Origin of the sequence: Colwellia sp. MB3u-8 (assembly GCF_014076985.1) — a bacterium.
In the GTDB taxonomy this organism is placed as follows: Bacteria; Pseudomonadota; Gammaproteobacteria; order Enterobacterales; family Alteromonadaceae; genus Cognaticolwellia.
Genome location: NZ_JACGVA010000073.1, coordinates 64,782 through 90,549, shown reverse-complemented (window position 1 = coordinate 90,549; position 25,768 = coordinate 64,782). Strand labels below are relative to the sequence as shown.

Genomic DNA, 25,768 nt, shown 5'->3' with positions numbered 1-25,768 from the left:
TTACTTTAAAAGACGAAAGGAGAATATTTTTGACATCGTGCTTGCTACTGCGCGGCCATTTTCTTTTGCAGGTAGAAAGCGCCATTTTTCCATGGCGTTACGAATGGTATTGCGAAAGTAGCTCACTTTACTTTTAGACTCAAACTGAATGTCTTTTACTAAGCCATTTCGGTCTATACTAAACTCCACCATGATCTCTAACTCTATGCCTTTTCTTTTTGCTGAAGACGGATATTTAGGTTCAGCTGAGTTTATTAGTCGCGCTGTTACCGAACTGGTTTTAAATGCCTGATGTTCGATGACACTCTTGGTTAATTGGCTTTGACTTAAGCGTGCACTACTAAATTTATTAGCTGTTTGTTGTTGGTAGTTAGTACCAAATTGGCCTCGGTTTAATGCCGTTATTGGAGTATCTCTGGATGTTATTGGCTCGTTTAACAGTGAATTAATTTGTTGCTTATACGGGTTTGCCTCTGCGCCAACATATGTAGAGTCAGTGCGTTCAAATGCTAATGTTGAAATCGATTTTTTGCTTGCTATATCAGGCTGTTGGTTAACTTGTGTTTCGTGTTGTAATTCTGCGTGATGTTGGGCTACATTTTTTTTATTATTGGGATTTACACGCACAAAAGGTAAATCGTTATAATAGGCGCTAGTTGCATGATCACTCAAAGCGTCAAGCTTGTTTTTTGCTATTATTTTGTTGGATTTTTGTTTTTTATTAATAGCTTGAGCTAAATTTTCTACTTTTTTTTCTGCAGGTAATTCACGGGTACTCGTGTGATCTCTAGCTAATAAATGGCTAGCCAGTGTGGGGTTGGCATTTGTTTGCTGAAAGGTTTCAGGGCTCGGCGTTATTGAGTTTTTATTTTGCCCTGTTACAGGGTTATGCAATGAAATACTCCCTGACTGTAGATCAATAATCGGCAAGGTTAGCGAGTATTTAGACAAGAGAAAAATAATGCTCAATAAGATGGTAAATGAAGCAAGCCATTTGCCGGTGTCGGCAGTTTTTGTGCAGTGCTGCTGCTGGTCTAATAGTCGAACAACCCGTTGTTTTAAATCACCACCAGAAGCCGCCATGGCCATATTTGGAATGGTGTGATGGCGATGTTGCTCACACAAAGAGGCGGTATCTGCCAAGGTATGCGCATAGGCCAATGAACTGCCACCGTGTTGTACGGCAACATCATCGCTACAATACTCTCTTTCGTTACGCATTTGTTTTGAAACCCAATTAACGGCAGGATGAAAAAACAGTAATATTTCAACAAGCGATTGTAAAAAATTGACCAGATAATCATGACGTCGAATATGTGCTAATTCGTGTAGCAACAGCATATCTAACTGTTGAGGTGTTAAGCCTGATAACATACTGAATGGGATCAGTACTACAGGTTTTAACCAACCTATTGCCATAGGAACATCGGTTTTGTTAGAAAGTAATAAGGCCACTTTTCTCGACAAGCCGACTTTAACAAGCAGTACATCAAAACGCTTTTGTAGTGCAATATCAACGGCAGTACAGCCCTGCAATGGCAGTTTATTAACATTGTACAGCTCTATAATTAACTTAAGCGCTAGTGTGGTAACAACAGTAAACCAAACCATAGCGACTAGAGGAAAATACTCTAACCATTCCATATACCAAGCGTTTGCGGCTGTTTTTTCTAGATAAAAATTTTGATCCAGTAAAGGCTGGGCATGAACAAAGTTTGTTACTTGACGAAAATCAGTATCGTAAACAAGAAAAAAAGTGATAATAGGTAAAATAAGGTTGGCTAGCATCGCCATCGAGCTTAATGCGTAGCGTAATTGAGATTTTTGATAGGATATTAGCGACAGTAAGGCTTTTAATACCACTGCAATTAGAACGCCTTGCCATAAGAAATGGATAAGCGTTATGGTTAAAGCCGCCAATGATGGACTATGTATTAAGCTTTCCTCAATCATGCCTGTTTACGTTACCTTTTGAGTCTTAGTTAATTAAGATTGTTGTTCTAATTCATTGAGTAACTGTCTAATATCTTCAATTTCTTCTTTGCTTGTTGAATTATCTAACGCTCGCATGACTAACTTTGATGTTGAACCACCAAAGGCTTTTAACACTAAATCTTTTAATAAAGACGATTGTGTGACCATCTCGCTATTCGAGGGTGCATAAACATGTGCTCGGTTGCTTTCATCGCGAATAACTAAGGTTTTTTCGTGCATGATTTGTAATATTTTCAGTACAGTAGTATAACCAGTTTTTTGGCTTTGGCTAACCGTGTCATGGACTTGTCGAACTGTAGCTGGTCCGATTTTCCAAAGAATATTAAGCAGCGTTAGTTCCGCCTCTGTAGGCTTAATATTTGATTTATCTCGTAACATTGAGATTCCTTAAGGCAAATTTATCTAAAATTATACCAAGCGAACTAATTTTCTGCTTACTGTGAGAAGTAGTCAGTTTGGTATTGCTATACGAACATACTCGTATTTTATTATTGCTATCCTAGCTTGCGACGAATAAATGAGCAATAGCAATAGTTGAATTGCTCTATTTAATTGTCATTAGATTCAAATCATAAGTACTGAAAATCTTGATGAGTAGATAGTATTAATTATTGCCCTTACAGTATGGTGTGATCGCTGTCTAAAGTTTGTCAATATACCATCACAGGTCTGCCGCTTGCTAAAAAGCTAGCAGTGAGCTCTCAATAAACTCACCACTAGCCCTTGATGGGCAATTATTTACATTTTGTGCAATGCCTATCGGTGAGCTTTAAAGCGATGGGGTAAAATTTATGCACTAGCAGCCAATTTCACTAAATCAGCATAATGTTCACCAAGGCGAGTCACTGTTTCTGGCCCCGCTTGCGGGTTAAATTTCACCATATTCGGCGCAAAGGTGGTGACAACAGTGGAACCGAGTTTAAATCGACCCATTTCAGCGCCTTTCTCTAGAGTTATTGCCCCCGCGCCCTTTGTTGGATATTGCCAGCGAAATACATCTTTACCCGCAGGAGGTGTTATCGTGCCAGCCCAAATTGTTTCAATACTAGCGACTATGGTTGCGCCGACAAGCACCATCGCCATCGGGCCATGTGCGGTATCAAACACTGTGACTACACGTTCATTACGGGCAAATAAGTTGGGTACGTTATTGGCGGTTAATGGGTTTACTGAAAACAAATCACCGGGCACATAAATCATTTCTCGTAAGGTGCCGGTAATAGGCATGTGGATACGGTGGTAATCTTTCGGCGCAAGATAAATACATGAAAACTCACCATCTTGAAAAGGTGCTGCAGTTGCTTGATCGCCACCCAGTAAGGTTTCCAAACTGTAGTTAAAACCTTTTGCTTGAATAAGTTGCCCTTGTACAATCGGCCCTTGTTGACTAATGGCGCCATCAACAGGATAACAAATAGTGTCTGGGTCTGCGATTATAGTGCGTGCGCCTGCTTCTAATTCACGGGTGAAAAAGTCATTGAAGGTGGTAAAATCAGTGGCGTTTTTTAACTTAGCTTCTGCCATATTAATGTCATAAGCTTTGATAAAATAACTGATGGCTTTGGTGGTAAGCCAGCCAGCCTCTGCCGCGGCAAATTTACCTACCAGTCGCGAAATTCCATGTTTTGGCATCAGGTGTTGTAGGGCGATTTTCAATTTATTAACTAGCACTATTTTTTCCTTATTATCGGGTTAACTGTCTTAATCATTAAAGCGTGAGGTCAGGGTATTATCACCTAAACTGGCTAATATTTTTTGAAAACTGGCTAAGCGCTCTGGGAAGATCTTGCCTTCTTCTTTCGCCGCAATTAACGCACAGCCGGGATCGGTTTGGTGTTTACAGTCACGAAATTTGCAGGTCCCTATGTAGGGGTCAAATTCGATAAAACCATTACTGACTTGTATGGGTGATAAATGCCACAAGCCAAATTCTCGTATGCCAGGTGAGTCAATCAGATCGCCACCTTGTTCAAAATGATATAATCGAGCAACCGTTGTAGTGTGCTGACCCAGCCCTGAATTTTCTGAGACAATTTTAGTGACGACACCTAATTCAGGCATCAAGGTATTAGTTAGCGTTGACTTACCGACGCCAGACTGACCAACAAATACACTGGTATGTTGGCTAAGTTGACACTTTAACTCGGCAATACCTTCACCGGTTTCGTTACTCATGTAAGTCACTTGGTAACCAATTTTACGGTAAATATTCAGTTGATTTTCAATTTCATCACGATTGCTATCATCGAATAAATCAATTTTATTCAATAAAATAACCGGGGTAATACCGGTTTGTTCAGCCGCGACTAAGTAACGATCAATAATGTCGGCATTAAAAGCGGGTAACACAGATGAAACAATCAGTATTTGGCTAATATTGGCCGCAATAGGTTTAACACCGTCGTAAACGTCAGGGCGACTCAGTACCGACTCACGCTCATGAACGGCTTCAATTACGCCTGAAATACTGTGTTGCGTTTCTTTGCCTTTACGCCAAAGCACTTTGTCACCACAAACCAAGGAAGCAATACTGCGGCGCATATTACAACGAAACACTTCGCCATCGCTGCTCTCTACATCAGCATGTTGGCCAAAACGACTAATGATAGTACCGGTTTCAACTGCAGCGAGTTCATCATCTTGCCATTGTACTTTTTCAGTAGATTTACGTAATTTCTTACTTTGGTTCGCTTTGATCTGTCGCGTTTGACCTTTGGTTAATTTTTTGGCTTTAGCCACAAGTTATTCTCTTTTTATGTTAACTCAGAATTTGTATTTTTAATCTCTGTTGGCAACCGATAAATAAATTTAATCGTGTTATACCTTCTGCCGTATTATATACTCAAGTAGCGCTTAAATGCATGTGTAATCGTGCCTTTACAGGCACACTCTCTGTAGTTTATCTGCTAATATATATACTTTGATCAACAGTAAATAACGTAGGAATGACAATGAACGCTAACGATAGCAATTTAATTTGGTTAGATTTAGAGATGACCGGCCTTGAACCGAGTACTGACGTTATTTTAGAAATTGCGACAATCATTACCGATAGCCAACTTAATATTTTAGCCCAAGGCCCAGTGTTTGCTATTCATCAAAGTGATGAAATATTAAATAATATGAATCCTTGGTGTATCGAGCATCATGGTCAATCAGGTTTAACTCAAAGGTGTCGAGAAAGTAGCACGAGTTTAGCGCAAGCAAGTGCTGAAACCTTGGCATTTTTTAAGCCACATGTTACACAAGGTAAATCGCCTATGTGTGGTAATAGCATTGGGCAAGATAGACGCTTTATTAATAAATACATGCCGGAGTTTGAAGATTACTTTCACTATCGTAATCTTGATGTTAGCACAGTAAAAGAGTTGGCGCGTCGTTGGAAGCCAGAGGTATTAGGCAAAGTGGTTAAAACGGGAGCACATTTAGCCATGGATGATATTCGTGAATCAATTGCTGAATTGAAAGTTTATCAGGAACATTTTTTTAAGCTGTAGTAGCGGCATTTAAAACTGAGTAAAGCATATAATTAGACGCATTAGCGTCTTTTTTATGCTCAGGCCTCACTGATATATTCTGGTCTTCGAGGTACTTGTCGAGCTTAATCTCGCTCAGAAATTGCGCTCCTACATGTCGCTTATCGATTACAGTTATTCAAACACCTTCGCGTTGTTGTTAGCCATCCATCGCTGCGCAGTATTAGTCATCTTGGTGATTTTTTCTATATTAGGTTAATAACTTATATGTCGGTTAGCCGTTGGTTTTAAGGAATTATTATTTAAATTTTAAAGCGTAATAAGATAAAAACCTTGAAGGTCTGACCAGTTTACTTGACAATCATTAACGCATTTTGTAAAACATTTATCTAGGATATTTATGGTTAATCGCTTTAGTCGGATCGTTAAAAAAATTAAAAAATTACCAAAAATCAGTCATTCATTTTTATTAACAAAATTATTTTGCTCTCAGGTTAAATACGCCAGCACGTCAAAGGTCACTCTGGTCGATATAGAGCAGCAGCAAGTTAAGTTGTCCATGGTCAATCGCAAAAGAGTACAAAATCATATTGGTGGTGTGCACGCTATTGCCGCGGCGTTATTAGCTGAATCGGCGACAGGTATCGTTTTTGGTTTGAACTTACCCGATAGCTGTCTGCCTTTATTAAAGTCGATGACGATTCACTATCAGCGCAGAATGCAGGGAGATTTAACCGCTATTGCAAGCATTTCAAATCAGCAAATTGCGTTATTGACCCAAGAAAAGGGCAATATGGACATTGCGGTTACCATCACTGATGAATCAGGCGAACAGCCAATTGAATGCATAATGACATGGGCATGGATCAGTAAAAAAATCAAAAAGTAATAAAGGCTAATCATCACAAACATTAAAAAATGCATGTGGGTCAAGGCAATACTAATGTAATCGCTGATCTATTTCAGCGCGCTGTTGTTACACTTTGAAGCTTATTTGATCTTCGCTCGTTATAGCTGACTTATCCCAACTTGATCTTATTTCCTAGCTTAACGCTGAAACTGCAGCTTGAAGTGGATCGGGTATATATAGGTTAAGATAAAATGCTCTGTTGGCATGATAAATCTTTGCTAATTAATTTTAAAGCCATACACTATTAATGGCTTAACTAATTTATGCTAAGTTGTTGCACCATACAGCATGGCGTAAATGGGTTATATATATACATATTATGCATTTGATTTATTAGGATATTATCCGAGTATGGATTCAACACTGCCGCTATATCGTCAGCTTAGCCGCCAATTTTTTTTATTGGCCTTGAGCTTTGTCTTACTTTTTTTGGTTGGGTTTTCGTTGTACTTTCAAGTGGAACAAGATTTAGCGCTAGTTAAATATCAACAATTGCCTGCACTTGAACAACACCATCAACGACAATTGTTATTAATTAAAAATAATCGCTTACTCAATGACCTGCTCGATAGTAGGTCGGCGTTAAAATTTGATGAAAGTTATCAAACGCTGAATGAAAACTTGAAAAATATTTCGGCGTTAAGTCAAAATAATAAGCGGTTATTAGAGCAGTTAACTCAGCGTTTAAAAATGCAGGCAGAAAATGTCACACGCTTAACTGAAAGTGCTCGACGAAACCTTCAACTTAAAGACAGTGTCATTGTTCAATTGACCCGAGTGACTGATAGTTTATCTAATTTCATCGCTGAGCAAACAAGTCAGCAAAATGACTTATATCGTCAAATCAGCCAAGACAACTTAACCCAGCGGGTAATTAGCATACGGGCGAAGGCATTAAGTAACTTAGTGAATAGCTTAAATATTAATCGCGAGTTGCATCAAGGTATCATGGATACTTTAGTGATGTTTAACCAACTTGATTTACAGTATGATTTAGTCGAATTTAATTATATTCAACAAGATATTCAACGCGATATAATTCGTTGGCTGGAAAATTCCAGTCATGTGATGAATGAAAATTCAACTAAAAAAGGCTTAGTTGAACAAATATCAGTGCTTAATACCTTGCTATTTAGTGAGCAAAACACTTTTGCAAAATGGCATGGTCAATTACGCAGGGCAGTTGACTTGCAGGCTGAATTAACCAAACAAAAAGCTGAGTTAATACCCTTACTTGATGACACACTTGTCGTGCAACCCCTTAAACCATCTCTTATCAAACAACAGTTCTTCGCATGGTTGGTAAAGGCTAATATTGACGTGCAGCCTAAGCATTATACTTGGCTTATTGCCGTTTTTTTTGTTTTACTTAGCCTGACTTTTATCAGTTTACTTTTTGTTTTACGCAGAAAAATCAAAGATTTTGGTGTACAAAGTACTGCTGTCGTTGAGGAGTTTGTGACGACAGGTCATGTGGCAGAAAAAATACCTGGGCTTGAAGTCACAGCAATGCTTAATGCTATTAAGCAACTGTCTCAACCTTTACATCGTGAAGCCGACTTTAAACAACAGCAGCAAGAATACCAAAGGCAAATAGTATTTATGTCTCGTCATAGCGGGGTTGTTCTTTGGCAAATGCCTATGCAGTCAGAAAAACAGCAAGAGCAATTGTCAGCCTTACTTGGTGTTAACGTTAACAATCAACATTGGCGTCAGTGCTTTAGTCGGGTAGATGTTCGGGCTATTTTGTCTATTGCGCGACAAGCCAAAAAACATCAGGGTGTTGAAAAAATTTCGCTAATGAGCAATCAAGAAAAAGCCCTGGCTTTAACGCTTGAATACGTCGGTGGCCTGTGGAGTGGCAGTTTATCTAATGCGGAAAAATATCAAGTGCTTAAAGATAACAATGCACAGTTAAAACGAAAACTTAATCATCAAAATCAAGCGGATAAGCTAGGTATTATTACCAGTAGCGACAAAGTTTTAGGCCTAGTGAATAGCGTAATGCTACAAAGGCAGTTAGTGTCGATCACTCAGGGTGACGAACAACTTGTCTACCAGCAGTTACGACAATTAGCGCGCTGGGGTGAACAACAAAAAACCTGTGCCCAATTACGTTTAAATGATTTTGTCTTGACCTTATCTAAGGTAACACTGGCTAATGAAATGCATACAGTATTAGCTAATGTTAGTTTGGCTGCAGTGCAAAGTAACAATTGCATTTATTTGCACATGGCAGAGAATTTAGCTTCTTCGGTGACACTTGAAAGTGAATTGTTTCAGGCCATGATAGCGACAATATGTCATAAGATACTAACGGAGCAGCGGGGTGCTGAGCTTGATATCGCTTTGCAAGTTATTGACGTAAATAGCGGCCAACAAACCGTACAGATAAGCTTTTTGCTTAACAAGCCATCTGATGCACAAATGCTATCTCAGGTGATTAACGAGCTAGTGTTCGATGATGAAATAACGGCTGACTTTGATCATACTACTGAGCATTATTTACAAGATTTGCAGTTGATTTTTAATGTCAGTAATAAAGCTAGTCAACTGTTAGAGTCGGCTGGAAAATTTTCTTTTGAATTTTCGTTAACCATTGACGAAGAGCTGTATAAAGCTAGCGAAAACCAGCAAGTAAACTTAACTAAGTGTGCACTTTTAGTTATTGCCACTGACAAAGTTAGTTGTGAAAGAATTTGTCATAAACTCGGCCACAGCAAAGCTATAGTGGAAACAATGCAAGATTTGTCGCTATTTCGCCGCCAAATGAGTATAAAACACCTAATGAAATATCGCTTGGATGTGATTATTTTATCGCCTGAAGTCTACTGTTCAGATTATGATTTGATCACCCAACACTTGGCAAGTTTGCCAGCTAAAATACAACCTAAAATATTAGTTATTCAGCCACTTAATTGCCCTACATTACAAAGAACAGGATTGTTTTCAGCTAGTAATTTTCCTTGGTTTTCCAGTGAGTTAATCGCCAATATTATCGCGTTGTTAAGTAATAACAACCAGGTTAACTTATTAGTTGAGCCAGAGATTTTCTCACCTTATCGTTTTATACCTAACCAAGTTGAAGTTTTACTGGGTGTGATCTCGGTCAGTAAACATCAAGTTTTGCTGAGAATGTTGCATTGGCTTGGTTTACAGGTGACTGTGGTTTCTCAACAAGAACAGCTCGAACACTTATGGCAGTCAGGGCGTTATTTAGTGGCTATTTGTGAGTTTTCCAGTTTTAATAGCAGAGTTAATAACTCATTAACTCCTGTTCGTGGCCTGTTTGCTTTGAGCAATAATAAAGATAAATCAAACGATTTTTTCGATAAACTGAACTTACCCAAGTCTTGGCATAGTGGCTATTTAGCCCCGATATTAGATATTCAACAATTAATTCAGCAATTATCTCCTTGGTTAAAGTCAGCTGCAGGTACGAGTGAAAATCAAGCCATATTAGCCTCACCGCTAGGTAAGCAAGATAATAAGCACAGTGTCATGCCAAATATCGTACCTGATAAGAGCGATGTGATTGGTGAGCAAGTATTGAATATGGCTGATATTGAGCAGTCGTTAGACTTCTCTTTTGGTTTTGAGCCAATAAATAAACCAACAGCAGAGACTTTGGATTTAACCCAATACGCAGAAAATCAAGGCTCTGCTGAGTTAGCCGCTTTTATGTTAGATGAATATTTAGCAGACATTAGCACCAATATCCAAGCGTTAAGCTCTGCACTAGCGGCGCAAGACTACCGCCTCGCTTTAGCACTTTTACAGTCGTTAACTTCCTTAGCTAATGTTATTGCCGCCAGACCTTTATTGGCGCAATGTCGACAGTTAAGTCAGTTGCTCAGCCCAAAAGCGTTAAATGGCGCTTTTTCAGTAGCAGAAAAAGAGGCATTGCAACGTCAGCTAAATCACCTCAAACTATGTCTATTACAGTTAACTGAATTTGCAGAAGCGATATGAGTGTTGAGTACTACCAGTCAAAAGACAAAGTTAAAGATGTTGCTAGCCCTTGTGTCAGTCATTGTTGCCTCAACGAGGACGATGTTTGTTTAGGCTGCTTTCGCAATATTGATGAAATTATGACATGGCGCCAGCTTGATGTAGCGGCAAAAAAAGCGATACTTAACCAGTGTCGACAACGTCAACAACAACATGGAAAGTAGCAGGCTAAGACAATAGCCAGTAAGGTAAATCATGCAAGATGTTGAAAAAAATACCTTAGCACAACTTGATCAACTTAATGTTTTAGTTATCGACGATAACCTGCTAGTACACAGTGTTTTAAAAGCAAGCCTATTCGCGCTTGGTATAAAGGAAGTGCGTTGTGTGCAAAATGCCTATTATGGTCTTAGATTGTGCGATGAAATGCATTTTCATATTGTTATTTGCGCCTTTAATATTCAAAGCGACAAAGACGGTTTTCACTTATTAGAAGAATTGAAATTTAAAGGCCATGTGACTAAAACTACGGTATTAATATTCCTCAGTACAGAAACCAATGAAGCCTTGGTAAACTCTATCATCGAGTTGCAACCCGATGACTTTTGGACAAAACCGTTAGCGATAAAAAAAGTGAGAACCCGTTTCATCGCTATATTAAAGGTCAAGCAAGTGCTTTTTAATATCAACAATGCGATAGACAAAAAAGCCTACGCCAAAGCACTTTATTTTGCCGATCGACACCTGCAAAATGAAAAGTTAGCCCATTATCATCCTAATATTAACCGCATTAAAGGTGAGTCATATCTTTCCTTGCTCGAGTTTGAAACAGCAGAAGCTTTTTATCGCCGATTATTTAAAACCTATAAATACTCCTGGGTATATTTAGGCTATGCCAAAGCCTTGTTAAAGCAAGGTCGCTTGGGTGAAATTAGCGATATGGTAAACAGCTTGATTGATAAGCCAGACACACGTTTTGGTGCTCACGATATGATGGCGCAGTATTTCATTGAACAAGAAGAATACCCGCAGGCCTATGAAGAAATTAAAAAAGCCATGGCACTGGCCCCGAGAAATATTGAACGTAATAGAAAGTCGTGGGATTTAGCCCGCTTAACTCATGATTATAAAGGGCAGTATGTCGCGACACGCAACATAGCACAACAAGCGAAAAACTCAATTCATGACTCCCCCGCACTTTTATTGAATGTGATCAGAGCGGGTATTGATCTTGCTTGTGCAACTCCAGATGACAGTGCCAATGAAATATTGCGGCAAACTGATCGTTATATCAGACAATTTGAGTATGACTGCCAAGATTTGAGCCTTTTTAAAGAACAATTATTAGTGGTTAAAGCTAGGTTACACAATGTCCGTAATGAACAAGCTAAAGCGATAAAATTAGTTGAAAATCATATGTCGCTGATACCCAGCACAGTAGTAGAGGATAATTTAGATCGGGTGAAAGTATTGCATGAGTTAGGTATGCGTGAAGAGGCCATAAAATTGCTTGAAGCCATCAATAATCAAATTGCCGGTAACTCGTTGAATAGCCAAGTGGTTAGGCATTACATAGCGCAAGAAAGCCAACAGCGTGAAGAGATACATTTTACTGCCAAAGAACTTAACCGCATGGCGGTTGAGCACTTTCAGAAGCATCGATTACTACCGGCGTTAAAGGCCATTCAACAAGCATTACAACTGAGTCCAGATAATGTCAAGTTACTGTTTAGCCAATTAAAAATATTGATAAAAATTAAGCAAGAAGATCAGGGCACAGCTGAGCATCAGGTCTCAGTAGAGGGTATTCTCGCTGTGCTTTCAACGCTAAATTTTGAAGGCAAACGCCAGGCAACGCTGAACGAATTAACGCTGAAATGGCAAAAATTAAACTAGTGGCAAACGCCATGATTGTTACCAATCTCATTAATTTCCTGATCATTTCACCTGGGTAAAAAAATTCACTACTGCGTTATTAAAATAACTGCCATGGTTTTGTCCGTTATTTTAATAAATAAAGCAGACCGGCTAATTAATGACACGGGTATTATTTAATTTATTAGGTGCTAAGCATCGCGAGGCATACCTTTTTCAACCGAACGAATTAATCGTGCGGTTAAACGTAAATTTTGATCTTTAGTTAAAGCTTGTTGTTTAAGTTTTTGTTGTGTTATTGCCCACTCAATATGTTCAGCAACCATAGGGGCTGAGTTTGCTATTTTTTCTGTTAACGCCTCAATATTAGCTGTGGAGAAGTCGGCATTTCCCAGGGCAACGGCGATATTGCGCTGCCAACACTGAAAGCCAATACGACGAATAGGCGAGCCTTCAGTTTTACTTAAAAATGTTGCTTCGTCCCACGAAAACAAAGTTAATAACGTGATATTGTCTAAGTTTTGTCGAGGTTTAAAATCATCTTCACTGCCAAGCTTGGCAAACTTGTTCCACGGGCAAATTAATTGGCAGTCATCGCAACCATACACTCTATTGCCAATTAAAGGCCTAAACTCTACGGGTATGGCGTCACGTAATTCTATCGTCAGATAGGATATACAGCGCCTTGCATCGACTACATAAGGTTCAACTATGGCTTGAGTTGGGCAAATTTTGATACAGGATACACAACTACCACAGTGATTTTCTGCCTTAGTATCACTAATTAACGGTATATCAACCAAGAGCTCGCCGATAAAAAACCAAGAACCGGCTTGCTTGTTAATCAGTAATGAATGTTTACCCACCCAACCTAAACCTGCTTTTTCGGCCAGAGGTCTTTCAAGTATTGGCGCAGAATCAACAAAAGGGCGATAATTAAAATTACTACAATGGGTTTTAATGATCTCACCTAATTGTTTTAGGCGTTTGCGCATTAATTTGTGATAATCGCGACCTAAGGCATATCGGCTGATATAAGCATGATCGCGGTTTTTTAAAATGCGGGCAAATTTCGCATCGGTAGGCAAATAATCCATGCGTACGCTGATAACATTCAGGGTACCGGCAACCAATTCCTTTGCTCTGGCACGCATTAAGCCATGGCGGGCCATATAATCCATAGTGCCGTGATAGTTATTTTCTAGCCAATACGTTAAAGCGGCTTCGTGTTCAGATAAGTCGACATCGCTAATACCCACTTGTGAAAAGCCAAGTTCTTGGCCCCAAAGCTTGATTTTTTCTGTTAAATCTTGATAGTTAAGAGCAGGTGTAGTCATGGCAGCCGAATTTTCAAACGATAAAGGTGGTATTAAAAGTGTCAAATAGTTTAACACATCATGCTTATAAGGTTAATCAACTACAACGCTATGAGGCTGACGCAGCACAAGCAGTCGGTATCAATTTATTTCAACTGATGGAACGAGCAGGCCGTGCGGTGTTAAGTCAAATACAGCAGCATTTTCCCGCGGCGACTAAGCTCCTCATTGTTTGCGGTAAAGGTAACAATGGTGGCGATGGTTATATTGTTGCCAGATTAGCCCATCAAGCCGGTCTAGCTGTAACTGTGCTGGTTAATGTTGGGCGTGAATCTATTACGGGCGATGCACAACAAGCGCTAACCTTACTTGCCGTACTGCCAGTAAAAATTGATTTTTGCCCGCAAAGTGAGGCAATGGAAACCGTTATAGCTGGGTTTCAAGGGGGGGTTATTGTTGACTGCTTATTTGGTATTGGTTTTAGCGGGGTATTATCTCCAGCCCTTGTCGACTTGATTACTCAGATAAATAACCAGCCATGCCCACGGGTGTCGGTTGACGTGCCGTCAGGGCTTAATGCTGACTTAGGGGTGGTATCAAGTGTTGCGGTCAAGGCCGATTTAACGGTGACATTAATAGCCTATAAGCAAGGTTTATTGACTGGGCAAGCCGCAAACTATGTCGGTAATCTAGAGCTTGAAACGCTTGGCGTAAATCGGGCGTTAGCGGCGTTAACCACAGCAGCATGTTTTCGCCAAAGTGAGCAAAAATTACCGGCTATTCTACCCAGAGCCCCTTGCAGCCATAAAGGTAATATTGGCATGTTGCTAGCGGTTGGCGGATTTCACGCTTTTACCGGCGCTATTTGTTTGGCTGCAGAGGCGGCTTTGCGAACGGGTGCTGCACTAGTCGGTGTTTGTTGTCACGAAAAGTCACGTAACACTTTACTGATTAGACAAGCAGAGCTGATGGTAGTGGCAAATTCAGCCGAAAGCTTAAACCGTTCAGTGCTATTAAAAAAAATAAAAGTCATCATACTTGGTCCTGGCTTAGGGCAAGAACTTTGGTCAAAAGCGTTATTTAATTTGGTGATTAAGCGGCCTGAGCCAAAAGTAGTTGATGCTGATGCCCTAAGGTTACTTGGCAAAAGTTCATTAAAAAATGCTCAATGGGTATTAACACCTCATTCCGGTGAAGCGGCTGCTTTGCTATCATGCTCGATTGCTGAGGTTGAAGCTGACCGATTTTTAGCGGTAAAAAAAATAGCGCAACAATATGGCGGCGTATGTGTGTTAAAAGGTGCCGGTACACTGGTATCTAATGGCGATTTTGTTTGGGTTAATAGTACGGGTAATTCAGGCATGGCCAGTGGTGGAATGGGTGATGTGCTCAGTGGTATTATTGGCGCACTCATCTTACAAAGTGAGGATTTATTTGCCGCTGCCCGCTTAGGTGTCTATATTCACGGTCGAGCAGCTGATATTATTGCCCAAAAGCACGGTCAAATAGGGTTACTTGCGAGTGATCTATACCCCGAAATTCAGCGGCTAATTAATGGTAATTACGCTGCAGATAAGATACTTTAGAAGTAATAACAATACGATGAATGATTTTGTGACAAAAAAAAACTTTATATTGGCCGATGAATTGGCAACAATCGCTTTGGGTAAACAATTAGCTGATATTGTAAAAACAGAGTTGAAACAAGGGATTATTGTTTACTTAAATGGTGATCTCGGTGCCGGTAAAACCACCTTAACACGAGGTTTTGTGCAAGGAATGGGACATGTCGGTAATGTTAAAAGCCCAACGTATACCTTAGTTGAACCGTATGACTTAGCAGACTGGCAAGTGTATCATTTTGACTTATACCGGCTAGCTGACCCTGAAGAATTAGAGTATATGGGCATTCGAGATTACTTTAATAGCCAGTGTTGTAGCTTTATAGAGTGGCCTGAAAAAGGTCAGGGTATGTTACCAGACCCAGATATGATTATAGACTTAGCTTATCATGATGAGCAGCGTCAAGTTTCACTCTTGGCTAAAACAGTTTTAGGTAAACGCTTACTGTCAATTTTAGCGCAGTAGTGCGCTTTATTGAGCACAGGCAGTTTCAGCGCCGTGTCATAAGAAAAGTAACCGCTAAAAAAGGCTCTTGAACGGCCCGTAAAAGGTAAGTAATTCAATGCGTTTAGCAAGTTTGTCAAAAAAAATTATAGTCATACTTATGCTCTGTCTAGGCGTAGCAAGTATTGCTAACGCGAGCAATAGAATTGACAGTGTGCGGGTCTGGCCTGCGCCTGAAAATACCCGTATTGTTTTTGATCTTAGTCAACAACCTGATTTTAAATACTTTTCATTACAATCCCCTCACCGCTTAGTGATTGATTTTAAAAATAGTACAAACTATGTCGATTTAATGTCGGTGATAAAAGCTGATCGTCGAGTGAAAAAAATTCGCACCAGTCGCTCAAAACAGCAAGGAACGACCCGCTTAGTACTTGAGTTAGCGGATAACTTTCGTATCTCTGTATTTCCGCTGGCGCCTGCGGGGCAATATGGTGACCGGCTAGTTATTGATCTCTACGATAAACAAAGTCAGATCGTTGCACAACACGACAATAGCAAAGGTAAACGCGATATCGTTATTGCTATTGTTGCCGGTCATGGCGGTGAAGACCCAGGTTCAATAGGTTCTGCAGGAACTTATGAAAAACGCATAACCTTAAAGATAGCCCAAAAACTCGCTAATTTAATTAACAAAAAGCAAGGTCTAAAAGCGGTGATGATCCGCAGTGGTGACTATTATGTTAACCATGATCGTAAAACTGAATTAGCCAGAAAATCTAAGGCTGATCTGCTTATTTCTATTCACGCTGACGCCTTTACTTCATCACAGCCCAACGGCGCTTCAGTGTTAGTACAAGCTACGCGTCGTGCTGATTCAGAATTTAGCCACTGGATTCAAAACCGGGAAAAAAATTCCGAACTACTAGGTGGTGCAGGTGAAACTATTAGAAAAACTAAGGATAACAACTTAGCGATAGCACTGGGTGATATGAAGAAAGAATATACTATGGCAAGTAGTTATGATTTTGCTGAACATGTGGTTAAGCAGCTTAAGAAAGTCACAAGGCTACATAAGCATAAGCCAGAGCGTTTAAGCTTAGCCGTATTAAAATCTTCCGATATTCCGTCAGTATTAATTGAAACCGGTTTTATTTCTAATCCACATGAAGAAAGACGTTTAAATAATGCCAATCATCAATATAAGTTGGCTAAGGCAATATATATTGCTGTAGATGACTATTTCTCTCGTAATCCACCTGATGGCACCTTAATCGCTGCGACACGGTTTCGTGAACACAAGGTTAGCCGCGGTGAATCGCTTTCTGTGGTTGCTCAGCGTTATAAAGTTTCCGTTAGAAAATTAAAATCTGCCAATAATCTCAAATCTAATGTAGTTAGAATTGGCCAAACACTTAAAATACCACAGGCAGATTAACCTTCGCATGACCATTGCCATATTACCCGCTCGCCTCGCCAACCAAATTGCCGCTGGTGAAGTGGTTGAACGTCCAGCCTCGGTTGTTAAAGAACTGGTAGAAAATAGTATCGATGCTGGCGCCACAAGTATTAAAATAGACATTGAAAAAGGCGGCGCCAAGCGCATTCGCATTATCGACAACGGCAAGGGTATTGCCAAAGCAGAGTTAGCGTTAGCGCTGAGCCGACATGCCACCAGTAAAATTAAAGACCTTGATGATCTTGAAGCCATTAGTAGTTTGGGCTTTCGTGGTGAGGCATTAGCCAGTATTAGTTCTGTCGCACGGTTAACTTTAACCTCTAAGCCTGAAGCACAAGAGTCAGCGTGGCAAGCTAATGCGGAAGGGCGTGATATGGCGGTGTCAATCAAGCCTGCTGCTCACCCAAATGGTACGACAATTGATGTGAGCGACTTATTTTTTAACACGCCAGCAAGACGAAAATTTTTACGCACAGAAAAAACAGAGTTTGCTCATATTGAAGAAGTGATTAAACGCATTGCTTTGGCAAATTTTGCTATTACTTTTGTTCTTACCCATAACCATAAAGTGGTTAAACAATTTCGCGTCGCTAATTCATCGATACAGCGCAGTAAAAGGGTTGCACAAGTTTGTGGACAAAAATTTATTGATCATGCGATAGAAATTAATTGCGAACATGATGGCCTACATTTACAGGGTTGGATTGCCCAACCAAGTTATTATCGTAACCAAAATGATCTTACCTACAGTTATGTTAATAATCGTATGATGCGCGATAAGTTAATTAATCATGCCATTCGTCAAGCTTATGCCGATTTATTGCCCAGTGACAGCTACCCTGCATTCGTCTTGTTTCTACAACTCGATTTTTGTGAAGTTGACGTTAATGTGCATCCGTCCAAACATGAAGTACGTTTTCATCAAGGGCGTTATGTGCATGATTTTATTTATTCGGTCTGTAATCGCGCCTTAACCCATGAGTTAGCGCTCAAGGTTGATAATAGCACCGGCGAAATTCTAACGCCTGATAACGGGGTTCAAAGCCATCAGCAAGCTGAGATTCAGGCGCCTAGCTTTATTACCCCTTTACGGGCAAGTACTGATAGTGATCTGCACAGTAATACTTTAGCTAGAGATCAGGTTGCAAGCCAAAAGGCTGAATATACCGGTGATAACAAAGACTCGCGAGTTAGCAGTAATTTTTCTCAAGCTAATATGCGACATTATTCGACAAAAATAAATCCTCAAGCGAGCAAAGCTTACAGTGATTTAATGACACCGCTAGCGCTTAATTCACAGGTAACTGAGCCTGAACTACCCCCAATAACGACTGATTTAGCATCAACAGTCGCCATGCCAATATTGGTAAATACCGCATCATCAACTCAAGACGAAATGACAGATGCAACAAAAATTTTATTCTGGCAGGCACCACATTACCTTGTTATTCAACAACGCCAGGCGTTACGTTTATTATCAGTGAACAAGCTCGAACACTTGTTACGCCTGCAAGTCATCCAGCAACGTTGGCATGAAAAATTGGTGAGCCAGCCATTATTACTGCCAATAAAAATTAAGGTCAGTGAAAAAGTAGCAAAATTTGTGCAAATAAATGAAAAACAATTTCAGCATATGGGTATGGAAATTCGTCAGTTACAGACCAGCACATTACAAATTCGACAATTTCCTGCTTTGCTAAGAAATAAAGATATAGCTAATAGTTTTGATAAGCTAATTAAACAGTTAGACGTTGAAAATCAAGAGGGTGTCTACGCAGAAATTGATTGGCAAATGGCATTAGCTAGCCTTATGCTAAGCGAAGAATGTACGCAAGCACAGGCATTACAAGTTTGGCGAAATGCGGAAAGTGATTTTAATTGTCAATTTGAGCAGCAACTACGCTTGAATTCGGTCGCCATAGACCTCACATCTTCTGTAAATGAGTTAGATAAAATATTACCGAAATGACTAAGCTGGCAAACCAAGAGCATATTGACGATAAACAGCCACCCGTTATTTGTTTAATGGGGCCTACAGCCTCAGGTAAAACTGCTCTAGCAATGGCATTATATGATGCACTACCCTGTGACATTATTAGTGTTGATTCAGCGTTAGTGTTTAAAGGTATGGACATTGGTACGGCGAAACCAACAGCGGATGAATTAGCTGCTTATCCACATCAATTGATCGATATTAAAGATCCCAGCGAAAGTTATTCTGCCGCTGATTTTTGTCAAGATGCGCTTAAGGCCATTGCAAAAAGTCGAGAAAATGGTCGTATTCCTCTATTGGTCGGCGGTACTATGATGTACTTTAAAAGCTTGATTGATGGTATTTCGCCATTGCCTCAAGCTGATCAAAATATTAGAGATATAATAGCGTTAGAAGCGGATGAAAAAGGTTGGTTGGCTATGCACGAAGAGTTGCAGAGTTTTGACCCTGTTTCAGCAGAGCGCATTCATCCTAATGATCCGCAACGACTTGCAAGAGCGATAGAAGTTTATCGAAAAACAGGTAACACTTTGACACAATTGACCGAAATAAAAGGTGATAAAGTCAACGGAAATATTTTACAATTTGCGATAGCACCGAAAGAGCGTAGTGACTTGCATGCACGAATAGAGTTACGCTTTACGCAAATGATAGCACAAGGCTTTGAACAAGAAGTTACTGGCTTGAAAGAAAGAGCTGATTTGGACCTTGACCTGCCGGCTATTCGTTGTGTTGGCTACCGACAAATGTGGCAATATTTAGCGGGCGACTATGATCACGATGAGATGGTGTTTAGAGGTGTCTGTGCAACACGTCAGTTAGCAAAAAGACAATTAACTTGGTTACGAAATTGGCAAAACTTACATTGGTTAGATATGGAAGATGAAAATAATTTAAAAGTTATTTTATCGGCAGTAAGCAAACTTTAAACATTAATGTATAATTAAAACGGCTGTGTATTAACCAGCTAGTTTTATTGAATAATTTTAATAAAGTATTCAACAGAATACTTAACTTTCACTAAAAATAAAAAAGGTAACTAATAATGGCAAAGGGGCAATCTTTACAAGACCCATTTTTGAATGCGTTACGTCGTGATCGTATTCCTGTAGCAATTTACTTGGTTAATGGCATTAAACTACAAGGGCAAGTAGAGTCATTCGATCAGTTTGTAATTTTACTTAAAAACACCGTTAGTCAAATGGTATATAAGCACGCTATCTCAACGGTAGTACCCGCTAGAGCGGTAACTAGTATGCCAGTCCCACAAATGAATCAGGACATAGAAGATTAATGCAAAAAACTAGTATTGTATTGAGTCGCTCATTTGTTTGATAGATATCAGGCAGGTGAGCGGGCTATACTTGTTCATTTAGATTTTCCCGATGATAATACCCGTGAAGACTTACAAGAGTTTGAAATGCTTGTAAGTTCTGCTGGTATAACTGCGTTAAATACCATCACAGGTAAACGCGCTACTCCGCACCCGAAATATTTTGTTGGTACAGGGAAAGTGCAAGAAGTAGCTGATGCTGTGCGTATGTTCGATGCGAATATTGTCTTGTTTAATCATAGTTTATCGCCGTCTCAAGAAAAAAACATTGAAGCCTTGTGTCAATGTCGTGTGGTTGATCGTACGACGCTAATTTTAGATATTTTTGCCCAACGAGCTCGAACTCACGAAGGTAAATTACAAGTAGAATTAGCACAGTTACGCCATATGAGTACACGATTAATACGCGGTTGGACTCACTTAGAGCGCCAAAAAGGTGGTATTGGTTTACGTGGGCCAGGCGAAACTCAGTTGGAAACAGATAGGCGCTTATTACGTGATCGCATGGTCAATATTCGTAAACGCTTGGGGAAAGTTGAAAAGCAAAGGCAACAGGGGCGTCGGGCGAGAACTAGAGCTGAAATCCCAACACTTTCTTTAGTGGGTTATACCAATGCCGGCAAATCAACATTATTTAACCAAATAACGCAGGCAGGTGTGTACGCCGCCGATCAATTGTTTGCCACTTTAGACCCAACTTTACGTAAAATTGAAGTGGATGAAGTCGGTCGTGTTATTCTGGCCGATACCGTAGGATTTATACGTCATTTACCCCATGATTTAGTGGCCGCATTTAAAGCGACGTTGACTGAAACAAGAGAAGCAGAGTTGTTGCTGCACATTATTGACATTGCTGATGAACGACGTAGCGAAAATATTGAACAAGTAGAAGAAGTTTTAAAAGAAATAGAAGCGGGTGATGTTCCACAACTATTGATTTGTAATAAAATAGACCAGTTAGATGATGTTGAACCCAGAATTGATCGTGATGATCAAGGGCTACCGATTCGTGTTTGGCTGTCAGCCCAGAAAGGCATTGGCATTGAGCTTTTATTTCAAGCACTGTCAGAACGACTAGGTAAAAAAATCATCAAACACCTACTCTGTTTACCGCCTAGTGCCGGTAAACTTCGCGGTCAACTTTACCAGTTAAATTGCATTACTGATGAGCATTATGACGAGCAAGGTAATTGTTTATTAGATATAAAATTACCGGTGAGAGAATGGAATCAGTTACTAAAACAAGACGAAGCAGAAATAGAGCACTTTATTCACACTTAACAGACTGATATATTAGCGTAGTTAATATAGCAGTTAGCGCATTAATTTTTATAGCGGAGAATAGCATGGCTTGGAATGAACCGGGGAATAATGAGAAAGACCCCTGGAAAAACAAAGGTGGCAAAAATCAAGGCCCACCTGACTTAGATGATTTATTAAAGGATATTGGCAATAAATTTGGCGGTATTTTTGGTGGCAACAAATCAGGAGGCGGCGCTGGGAAAAACTTTTCTAGTATTGGCATCATGGTAGTGCTTATTGTGGCGATTTTGGGCTATGCCTTCGCTGGCTTTTTTACCATTAAAGAAGCTGAAAAAGGTATCGTTTTACGCTTCGGTCAGTATGCTGGCACGGTAGAACCTGGTTTACGTTGGAAGTGGACGTTCGCTGAACGTATTATTCCAGTTGATATGCAAACCACACGTAACCTTCCTTCTTCAGGCTTTATGCTAACAAAAGATGAGAATGTTGTTCGTGTTGAAATGCAAATTCAATATCGTGTGGTTAATGCACGTAATTATATTTTCAGTGTTACTAATGCGGACGAAAGCTTAAGTGAATCGCTTGATAGTGCTTTGCGCTATGTGGTTGGCCACTCAAAAATGGATGACATTTTGACCAGTGGCCGTGAAGCGGTGCGCCAAGCAGTATGGAAAGAGTTAGAAGACATTATTAAACCTTATAATTTAGGTTTGATTGTTGTCGATGTTAACTTCAAGGACGCTCGTCCTCCTGAAGAAGTCAAAGACGCTTTTGATGACGCCATTGCTGCACAAGAAGATGAAGTGCGTTTCTTACGTGAAGCGGAAGCGTATGCAAGAGGCATAGAACCTCGTGCTCGTGGTCGTGTTAAGCGTTTAGAGCAAGAAGCATTAGCTTATAAAGCGCAGATACTACTTGATGCAGAAGGTGACGTTGCTCGTTTCAACAAGTTATTACCTGAATATCAAGCAGCACCTGAAGTTACCCGTCAGCGTATGTATTTAACGTCGATGGAAAAATTCTATAGCAACACCAGTAAAGTCATGGTTGATGTTGACGGCGGCAATAACATGATTTATCTACCACTAGATAAAATTATGCAACAGCAGTCTAGTAGTCAACGTGCTACGCAACAATCAGCACCGGCGATAAACCAGTCGTCAAATAGTACTAATACTGCACCAGCATTATCCGGTCGTAATGATCGTTTCAATAATGGGAGAGACTAAGCCATGAAGAATTTTATATTGGCAATTATTGCCTTAATACTTGTGCTAACAGTTTCGTCTGTTTTTGTTGTGACTGAAGGCCAACGTGGCATAGTTTTCCAGTTCTCAAAAATTACGCGTGACGGTGATACCGGCAACATGAAAGTTTATGAGCCAGGTTTACACTTTAAATTTCCATTTATTAACACAGTACGTAAACTTGACGCGCGTATTCAAACCTTGGACGAAGAGCCAGATCGTTTTGTAACATCTGAGAAGAAAGATTTAATGGTCGACTCATTTGTTAAATGGCGCATTGTTAACTTTTCAACCTATTATTTGCGTACTTCAGGTTCAATTGAGAACGCTCGCGCGTTATTGAAACAGAAAGTAAATAATGGCTTACGTACCGAAATTGGTACACGTACGATTAAAGAAATTGTTTCTGGCGATCGAGATGACATTATGGCCCAAGCATTAGAAAGTGCTACCAGTAGCCGTGAAGATTTAGGTATTGAAGTGATTGATGTTCGCATTAAAGCTATCAACCTACCTACAGAGGTCAGTAATTCAATTTACGAACGTATGCGTGCTGAACGTACTGCTGTGGCGAAAGAACATCGTTCACAAGGTCAAGAGCAAGCTGAAATCATTCGTGCCACTATTGATGCTAAAGTAACTGTTATGTTAGCAACAGCACAGAAGAATGCACAAGAAGTTCGTGGTGAAGGTGATGCCCTAGCTGCAAAAGTCTATGCCGACTCTTATACACAAGATGCTGAGTTTTATAACTTCTTCCGTAGTTTAGAAGCTTATGAAAACAGTTTTAGCTCTAAGAGTGATATTTTAGTCATTAAACCTGACAGTAATTTCTTTAATTACCTAAAGAATGGTAAAAAAACTAATTAGTAGTTAAGGTTAAATAGTAATTTAAAAGCCATGACATTGTCATGGCTTTTGTGTTTTTATCACTTGAAAAATGCACGCAAAGTATCTTAAATTGAGTTTTGATTGCATTGGTTTACCTAAGGAATTTATATGCTGTCTACCTTGCTAATGGCACTTGCTATTGCGTTAATTCTTGAAGGAGTGATTCCAGCGCTATTTCCGAATAAATGGCGATCCTATGTTTTAAAATTAGCCAATGAACCGGTGAATACTATTCGTCAAATCGGTTTATTTTTGCTGTTAATCGGTATTATGTTGTTTTGGACGGTAAATTAATTTCTTTGCTAACTCTGCACTAGCACTGGTTTTTTTAATAACGCATTAAAATTCAACAATTATTGCTTGGACTCAATATTGATATTTGATAGAATCCCCGCCTAATTTTCTTACCAAAATGTGAACATGGGTAAAAACGTCGTAGTTCTAGGCACCCAATGGGGTGACGAAGGTAAAGGTAAAGTCGTCGACTTACTTACTGATAAAGCCAAATATGTAGTGCGCTATCAAGGTGGCCACAATGCGGGTCATACACTAGTCATTGATGGTGAAAAAACCGTTTTACATCTTATTCCATCTGGCGTATTACGTGACAACGTAAAATGTTTAATCGGTAACGGTGTTGTTCTTTGTCCTAAAGCACTTATGACAGAAATGGCCATGTTAGAAGAACGTGGCGTACCAGTACGTGACCGTCTTTTAATCAGCGATGCATGTCCATTAATTCTTCCTTATCACAACGCATTAGATGCCGCTCGTGAAAAAGCGCGTGGTAGCAAAGCTATCGGTACTACAGGTCGTGGTATTGGCCCAGCTTATGAAGATAAAGCTGCTCGTCGTGGTTTACGTGTTGGTGACTTATTTTGCGCAGAATCATTTGCCGTGAAATTAAAAGAAATTATGGAATATCATAATTTCGTATTAACGCAATATTACCAAGCTGAGCCAGTAAGTTATGAAGAAGTACTTGCTGATGCTATGGCCGTTGCTGAAACTATTAAAGGCATGGTTGCTGATATCTCTGAAATGTTAGATCAAGCGCGTAAAGCGGGCGAATCTATTATGTTTGAAGGTGCACAAGGTACATTGCTTGATATTGACCACGGAACATACCCGTATGTCACCTCATCAAATACCACAGTGGGTGGCGTTGCTACTGGCAGCGGCTTTGGTCCACTTTACTTAGATTACGTGCTAGGTATTACTAAAGCATACACAACACGTGTTGGTTCAGGTCCTTTCCCTACGGAATTAAATGACGAAGTGGGCAATCACTTAGGCACTGTAGGGCATGAATTTGGTGCAACTACTGGCCGTGAACGTCGTTGTGGTTGGTTTGACGCTGTCGCTATGCATCGTGCGGTGCAAGTTAACAGTATTAGTGGTTTTTGTTTAACTAAGCTTGACGTTTTAGATGGCTTAAAAACATTAAAAATATGTACTGGCTACAAAACAGCTGAAGGCGACATTATTACTGTGCCACCAACAGCTGCTGAGGGTTACGAAAAAATTACCCCAGTGTATGAAGAAATGCCAGGTTGGAGTGAAACCACCGTTGGTGCTACTTCTATTGACGCTTTACCCGCTAATGCGATTGCTTACATTAAACGTATTGAAGAGATTACTGGCGTACCTATTGATATTATTTCAACTGGCCCAGATCGTGTCGAGACCATGATTTTAGTTAATCCGTTTGACGAATAATTAAATTTCTGCGTTTAAATCACTTTTTAAAAACCACCTGCTAGGTGGTTTTTTTATCGCTAAAATTTGGTCACTATTTATGGCTAAATTTTTAAATCTCTTTGACTAATTTAAGTGATCTAATTTCTCATCAGCAAAAATACAAGGCATAAAATTTAGCATAGCGTAATTCAACTTAAGCCTTTTTAATCTCGGCTAGATTACAGTTATGAACATGATTAAAAGCATGGTTAAAACTATAATCAGAAGTGAAGACAGAACGAGTGTGGTTAA

The 25,768-nt window shown here is 39.8% G+C and carries 21 protein-coding genes; 16 read left to right on the top strand and 5 right to left on the bottom strand.

Features of this window, described 5'->3' with window-relative positions:
* The 4 genes from H4J54_RS19600 to rsgA all read right to left on the bottom strand — a co-directional run bounded on the left by H4J54_RS19600 (position 1) and on the right by rsgA (position 4,734).
* Positions 1 to 1,953, bottom strand: a complete 1,953-nt coding sequence (locus tag H4J54_RS19600; RefSeq protein ID WP_259367053.1) for a M56 family metallopeptidase — start codon at positions 1,951 to 1,953, stop codon at positions 1 to 3.
* 33 nt (positions 1,954 to 1,986) lie between these two features.
* A complete protein-coding gene (locus H4J54_RS17275) occupies positions 1,987 to 2,373 on the bottom strand; it encodes a BlaI/MecI/CopY family transcriptional regulator (RefSeq protein WP_182137305.1) in 387 nt (128 codons plus the stop codon).
* A 411-nt stretch (positions 2,374 to 2,784) separates the two neighbouring features.
* Complete coding sequence (gene asd / locus H4J54_RS17270; protein ID WP_182192503.1) at positions 2,785 to 3,627, bottom strand: archaetidylserine decarboxylase; 843 nt, start codon at positions 3,625 to 3,627, stop codon at positions 2,785 to 2,787.
* 69 nt (positions 3,628 to 3,696) lie between these two features.
* Positions 3,697 to 4,734 carry a small ribosomal subunit biogenesis GTPase RsgA gene (gene rsgA / locus H4J54_RS17265; RefSeq protein ID WP_182192229.1) on the bottom strand — a complete coding sequence of 346 codons (1,038 nt, stop codon included), beginning with the start codon at positions 4,732 to 4,734 and terminating at the stop codon, positions 3,697 to 3,699.
* A 212-nt stretch (positions 4,735 to 4,946) separates the two neighbouring features.
* Here rsgA and orn point away from each other — a divergent pair, with 212 nt between their 5' ends.
* From orn to H4J54_RS17240, 5 genes are all read left to right on the top strand, one after another.
* Positions 4,947 to 5,492, top strand: coding sequence for an oligoribonuclease (orn, locus tag H4J54_RS17260; RefSeq protein ID WP_182192228.1), 546 nt, complete (start codon positions 4,947 to 4,949; stop codon positions 5,490 to 5,492).
* A 379-nt stretch (positions 5,493 to 5,871) separates the two neighbouring features.
* The gene (locus tag H4J54_RS17255; protein WP_220464236.1) at positions 5,872 to 6,360 is read left to right on the top strand and encodes a DUF4442 domain-containing protein; all 489 of its coding nucleotides are present in this window, start codon (positions 5,872 to 5,874) and stop codon (positions 6,358 to 6,360) included.
* A gap of 372 nt (positions 6,361 to 6,732) precedes the next feature.
* Positions 6,733 to 10,353, top strand: coding sequence for a hypothetical protein (locus tag H4J54_RS17250; protein WP_182192227.1), 3,621 nt, complete (start codon positions 6,733 to 6,735; stop codon positions 10,351 to 10,353).
* Positions 10,350 to 10,556 (top strand): DUF1289 domain-containing protein, encoded by a 207-nt coding sequence (locus H4J54_RS17245; protein ID WP_182192226.1) that lies wholly within the window; start codon positions 10,350 to 10,352, stop codon positions 10,554 to 10,556. The genes H4J54_RS17250 and H4J54_RS17245 overlap by 4 nt, the downstream gene beginning before the upstream one ends.
* A 31-nt stretch (positions 10,557 to 10,587) precedes the next feature.
* Positions 10,588 to 12,228, top strand: coding sequence for a response regulator (locus tag H4J54_RS17240; RefSeq protein WP_182192225.1), 1,641 nt, complete (start codon positions 10,588 to 10,590; stop codon positions 12,226 to 12,228).
* A 170-nt stretch (positions 12,229 to 12,398) separates the two neighbouring features.
* Here the strand turns inward: H4J54_RS17240 and queG are convergent, their stop codons facing one another.
* The gene (gene queG / locus H4J54_RS17235; RefSeq protein WP_182192224.1) at positions 12,399 to 13,544 is read right to left on the bottom strand and encodes a tRNA epoxyqueuosine(34) reductase QueG; all 1,146 of its coding nucleotides are present in this window, start codon (positions 13,542 to 13,544) and stop codon (positions 12,399 to 12,401) included.
* 38 nt (positions 13,545 to 13,582) lie between these two features.
* On the opposite strand from queG, the gene H4J54_RS17230 reads away from it, so the two are divergent.
* The 11 genes from H4J54_RS17230 (at position 13,583) to H4J54_RS17180 (ending at position 25,495) form a co-directional block, all read left to right on the top strand.
* Positions 13,583 to 15,109 carry an NAD(P)H-hydrate dehydratase gene (locus tag H4J54_RS17230; RefSeq protein ID WP_182192223.1) on the top strand — a complete coding sequence of 509 codons (1,527 nt, stop codon included), beginning with the start codon at positions 13,583 to 13,585 and terminating at the stop codon, positions 15,107 to 15,109.
* 16 nt (positions 15,110 to 15,125) lie between these two features.
* A complete protein-coding gene (tsaE, locus tag H4J54_RS17225; RefSeq protein WP_220464235.1) occupies positions 15,126 to 15,611 on the top strand; it encodes a tRNA (adenosine(37)-N6)-threonylcarbamoyltransferase complex ATPase subunit type 1 TsaE in 486 nt (161 codons plus the stop codon).
* Positions 15,612 to 15,708: 97 nt separating this feature from the next.
* Entirely contained in the window at positions 15,709 to 17,028 is a 1,320-nt protein-coding gene (locus H4J54_RS17220; RefSeq protein ID WP_182192221.1) for an N-acetylmuramoyl-L-alanine amidase, read from the top strand.
* A gap of 7 nt (positions 17,029 to 17,035) precedes the next feature.
* Positions 17,036 to 19,018 carry a DNA mismatch repair endonuclease MutL gene (mutL, locus tag H4J54_RS17215; RefSeq protein ID WP_182192220.1) on the top strand — a complete coding sequence of 661 codons (1,983 nt, stop codon included), beginning with the start codon at positions 17,036 to 17,038 and terminating at the stop codon, positions 19,016 to 19,018.
* A complete protein-coding gene (gene miaA, locus H4J54_RS17210) occupies positions 19,015 to 19,971 on the top strand; it encodes a tRNA (adenosine(37)-N6)-dimethylallyltransferase MiaA (protein ID WP_182192219.1) in 957 nt (318 codons plus the stop codon). The genes mutL and miaA overlap by 4 nt, the downstream gene beginning before the upstream one ends.
* Positions 19,972 to 20,087: 116 nt before the next feature.
* Entirely contained in the window at positions 20,088 to 20,336 is a 249-nt protein-coding gene (gene hfq / locus H4J54_RS17205) for an RNA chaperone Hfq (protein ID WP_182137317.1), read from the top strand.
* A 33-nt stretch (positions 20,337 to 20,369) separates the two neighbouring features.
* On the top strand, positions 20,370 to 21,656 hold the full coding sequence (hflX, locus tag H4J54_RS17200) for a ribosome rescue GTPase HflX (RefSeq protein WP_182192218.1): 1,287 nt from the start codon (positions 20,370 to 20,372) through the stop codon (positions 21,654 to 21,656).
* 65 nt (positions 21,657 to 21,721) lie between these two features.
* The gene (gene hflK / locus H4J54_RS17195) at positions 21,722 to 22,867 is read left to right on the top strand and encodes an FtsH protease activity modulator HflK (RefSeq protein WP_182192217.1); all 1,146 of its coding nucleotides are present in this window, start codon (positions 21,722 to 21,724) and stop codon (positions 22,865 to 22,867) included.
* A gap of 3 nt (positions 22,868 to 22,870) precedes the next feature.
* The gene (hflC, locus tag H4J54_RS17190) at positions 22,871 to 23,755 is read left to right on the top strand and encodes a protease modulator HflC (RefSeq protein WP_182192216.1); all 885 of its coding nucleotides are present in this window, start codon (positions 22,871 to 22,873) and stop codon (positions 23,753 to 23,755) included.
* A gap of 129 nt (positions 23,756 to 23,884) precedes the next feature.
* Positions 23,885 to 24,070 (top strand): DUF2065 domain-containing protein, encoded by a 186-nt coding sequence (locus H4J54_RS17185; RefSeq protein WP_182192215.1) that lies wholly within the window; start codon positions 23,885 to 23,887, stop codon positions 24,068 to 24,070.
* A 126-nt stretch (positions 24,071 to 24,196) separates the two neighbouring features.
* Positions 24,197 to 25,495 (top strand): adenylosuccinate synthase, encoded by a 1,299-nt coding sequence (locus H4J54_RS17180; protein WP_182192214.1) that lies wholly within the window; start codon positions 24,197 to 24,199, stop codon positions 25,493 to 25,495.
* The last annotated feature ends 273 nt before the right edge of the window (positions 25,496 to 25,768 follow it).